The sequence below is a fragment of the Weissella sp. DD23 genome (assembly GCF_001579105.1).
GTDB classification, from domain to species: domain Bacteria; phylum Bacillota; class Bacilli; order Lactobacillales; family Lactobacillaceae; genus Weissella; species Weissella cibaria.
Map to the genome: position 1 here is coordinate 366,889 of NZ_KQ970390.1, position 3,717 is coordinate 370,605.

The 3,717-nt window shown below is 41.4% G+C and carries 4 protein-coding genes; 1 reads left to right on the forward strand and 3 read right to left on the reverse strand.

What is annotated here, in order from left to right; all coding sequences use genetic code 11:
- Window positions 1-79: 79 nt before the first annotated feature.
- Window positions 80-454 carry a hypothetical protein gene (locus WEIDD23_RS01765; RefSeq protein ID WP_010373603.1) on the reverse strand — a complete coding sequence of 125 codons (375 nt, stop codon included), beginning with the start codon at window positions 452-454 and terminating at the stop codon, window positions 80-82.
- 105 nt (window positions 455-559) lie between these two features.
- Window positions 560-2,044: a glutamate/gamma-aminobutyrate family transporter YjeM gene (gene yjeM / locus WEIDD23_RS01770; protein ID WP_010373605.1), complete on the reverse strand. Its 1,485-nt coding sequence runs from the start codon at window positions 2,042-2,044 to the stop codon at window positions 560-562.
- Window positions 2,045-2,299: 255 nt separating this feature from the next.
- On the opposite strand from yjeM, the gene WEIDD23_RS01775 reads away from it, so the two are divergent.
- Window positions 2,300-2,728, forward strand: a complete 429-nt coding sequence (locus WEIDD23_RS01775) for a hypothetical protein (RefSeq protein ID WP_010373607.1) — start codon at window positions 2,300-2,302, stop codon at window positions 2,726-2,728.
- A gap of 46 nt (window positions 2,729-2,774) precedes the next feature.
- On the opposite strand, the gene WEIDD23_RS01780 is transcribed toward WEIDD23_RS01775, so the two are convergent.
- Window positions 2,775-3,593: a glycoside hydrolase family 73 protein gene (locus tag WEIDD23_RS01780; RefSeq protein ID WP_010373609.1), complete on the reverse strand. Its 819-nt coding sequence runs from the start codon at window positions 3,591-3,593 to the stop codon at window positions 2,775-2,777.
- Window positions 3,594-3,717 lie beyond the last annotated feature (124 nt).

The window sequence follows — 3,717 nt, forward strand, 5'->3', positions numbered from 1 at the left end:
CACATATTACATGTTATTGCCTCAACAACATATAATATATTACACGTTAGTATTGAAACCGTCAACCCTTTAATTAATTTTATTCTGCTAACAAACTAACAAATCTAAATTTTTCAGCACGATTATCTTGTAAAAAATCATTCAGATCCTTGAAATTTGAGAAAATCTGGGTAATGTAATTATCCTTACGACGAGCTGGCATAACCCCATACCAGTTTAAATCAGTCATTTTATCATACCGGGTATTATCCATGAATACACCAATGACCTTTTGAACAGTGAGTTTAAAGTCTGGAAATTGCTGTGATGTTCGATGTGCAATCCCAACAGCCTCGTCGTAATCTGGGGCAGCCGTTAATAACGTGTCGATTTCGTCACCAATCATGCGAACTGCATACCAGGTGTGCTCTTCACTCGTTAATTCATCGATTGGGGTATAGTTTTCTTCAGCCATATGTGTAACCTCCTTCACCGTCATTAATGTTGTCTAAAAATATAGCACGTCTTCGAAATTTTGCAAAAGAAAAACGTGTCCAGAATGAACACGTTTTTCAAGATATTACAACTTACCGTGACGATTTTCGCCAAGTGTAAATAGTACCCAAGCCAAGACACCAAAGAAAATTGGTCCTGCGACCGTCCAGATTCCACCGAACAGATCACCAGTTTGGAATGGTGAGATAATCGTCAAAATGATTGAAATGATCGTCAATGCTTCGACTAGAATTGTAATAATCCAAGTAACCGTTTGACTCTTATAGAACACAAATGGTCGTTCAACATCATTGAGACGCTTAAACAATGGGAAAGCTGCAACCAGGAAGACATATGGTAGTGTTGATGACACATTACCCATATTTGTCAAAACCAAGTAAAGCTGCGTAGCACTCTTTCCACCGAATGAAATCAAAATGATTAGAATTGAAACTAGGATTGCTTGTGACCAGACTGCAACTGCCGGCACGTCATGCTTGTTCAAAGCAATGAACTTCTTTGGCCAAACTTCCTTGGGTGAACCCAAAATGAATGACTTCAAAGGCGCGTACGTCAAGACAAAGAATGAACCAACGTAAGCAAAGAACATTGAAATACCAGCAAAGCGGGCAAAAATCGATCCAAGCAAGACGCCACCAGCATGACTCATGCCAAATGCATCGCCTAATTGTGTACCAAGGTTATTCATCAAGACGTACGTGATGTTTCCCAAATTAACACTCTTATCACCAGCGATTTGTGCCCAATTAGATGAGGCACCCCAAAGCAAAATCGAGATAGCGTAACCAAGACCAATAATTGTTGTCGCAATTAGAGCGGCCTTTGGGTATGTCTTTTCGGCGTTATCAACGTCCTCCATGATACCACCCATTTGCTCCAAGCCAGCGTAGGCAAAAATAGCATACAAAGCGAATGAAATCATTTGCCCAATTGTCTTGTAGTCAGGATTACCTGAAACAAAGAATGAGTGCCAACGTAATGGCTCAGCAAAGTGGCCACCGTGACCGATTAGTACGGCAATTGAGGCCAATACCAGAATAACGTTCAAGGCCATTACAAACATACCACCAATGGCTGAAATACGTGAAATTGACTTAACACCACGGGTGACAAAGAAAGCAACCACAACGACGAAGACAACCGCAAGTACCCCAACTGTTTGGCCACCATTCATACCAAATAGTGACCACGTGGTCGTCATGTCTTTACCGAAGATCAACGTTGACAATGGAATCCAGACTTTTTGTGAGACTGAAATCATCCAGATAATCCATGAGGCAAGTCCGATGAACGTCGCAATGAACGCGATCTTCTTACCAAGTGATCGTTCCATCCATGAGTAGATACCTCCTTTAGCATCTTTAAATGATGCCCCAAATTCAGCATACATCATTGATGTTGGGAGGAAGAATAGCAATGCTCCCAGGATGTACCAAATAATTGCCGCGTAGCCCATACGTGCGAACGCAACTGGACCATTGGCAAACCCAAAGATGGTGGTAAACATCATCATGACAAGGGCGCCAAGGCCAATACGTTTCTTATCCATGAGAAAACTCCTTAAATATTCGATTATCGTTTATGAAAAATTCATAAATATACAGATAGGTATTTTACGCTTGTTTCCAGGTCATGACAATTCAACTCGTGAAATCAAATCGAAATGCCATTCGATTACAATCGTATTTTCATAAACAACAAAATTGAAACAAAGAAATCATTGTTATTCAATTGAAACACTTGACTGTTTTTTAATATGTGAAACAATAGATACATTAGTAATTACATGAATTGAGGGAATTCCATGACTGTCACGGTATACTCATTTTCTCACCGCACATCAGCGCTTAATGCGTTAAAGTCGGTTGAGAGTTTTTTCGAACGTAACAACTTGGCATATGAATTGGTTCAATTAAAAGACTCATCTGCCCTCCCCGTTTCTATCCCAACAATGCGTGCTATTTGCGCTGCCGAGGATCCAGAAGCGACTATTTTCAAAAATCCACGCGGGATGTCAATTGATGATTGGACCATCAATGATGTCATTGCTAGTCCTAACAAGTCATTGAAGTCACCACTGACAGTTGAGACGAACGACGCTGGTGAAGTTATCCACGTTATGGCAGGTATTAATGAAGACATGCTCGGGTTGTTTATTCCGCGCGATCGTCGTAAGAATGAGCTTCAGGCACTGCTACAAAAGTCTGCCGAGCTAGACGAAACTGAAGATTAAACATAAAAAGCACCACTTAACAAGTATTGTTAAGTGGTGCTTTTTATTACTTGATATCCAAAGCGGCTAGACGATAAGTTGTGATAACCGCATTCAAGCTTCGTGCATATGACGAACTTGTTGCGTACGTTCCTGTTAACGCCTTTGTTTCGTCGTAATAAGAACTCGTATTCTCTAGCCAAGTTCCCGAGTACATATCATGATTGCGCAACAAACTAGCATTAGCAATCATACTATCAACGGCTGAATCATAGCGAGCAAACGCAGCCGTCACTCGGACGGTTTTACCATCAACTTCTTCGTTAGTTGGTAAATCAACGCTATCCTGCCCATCAACGGCTTTAATCCCGAAATAATTGTGATAGACAGAGGCTAATGATGAGCGTCCAAAGTCCGATTCTAGTGCGGCTTGGGCCATCAAGACGGATGGACGCACACCATATGAAATGGCCACACGTTGTGCATCTGGCGCAATCGTATTAAAGAACGTTTCTGCATCGTCAGCTTCCTTATTCCAAAGCGTCGCGCGGATATCAAACTTACCATCCGTCATCTTAGGCATTGCCGCCGCGGGTAACGTACCATTTGCTAATGGTGACTCTGGAATCGGACTCGCTTCAGTTGTCCCCTTTGCTAGTTTCGCGACATGAATTGAAACTGAGCTTGACGAAAACTTAACCGGACCGACTGTCATGTCCATCTTGTCGAGATCCGTTGAAAAAGCATCCAAGTCAAAATCTTGGGTAGCAGGTTTTTGTTGTACTTTTTTATCTGCGTGTACAGTTAGCGTTGACGCCACACCAGCGCTAAATAGCGTCAGTGGCACGACAGCTAACAGGATTTTTTTCTTAAAAGGCCAGGCCATAATAAATGTTCCCCTATTTAATATCAATACATAAATTATAACGCGCTTCTGCGTAAAACAGGTGTGATAACCATGACAAAATCAAGAACTATCACGATATAATCAATTCAAATTTACTTTATGA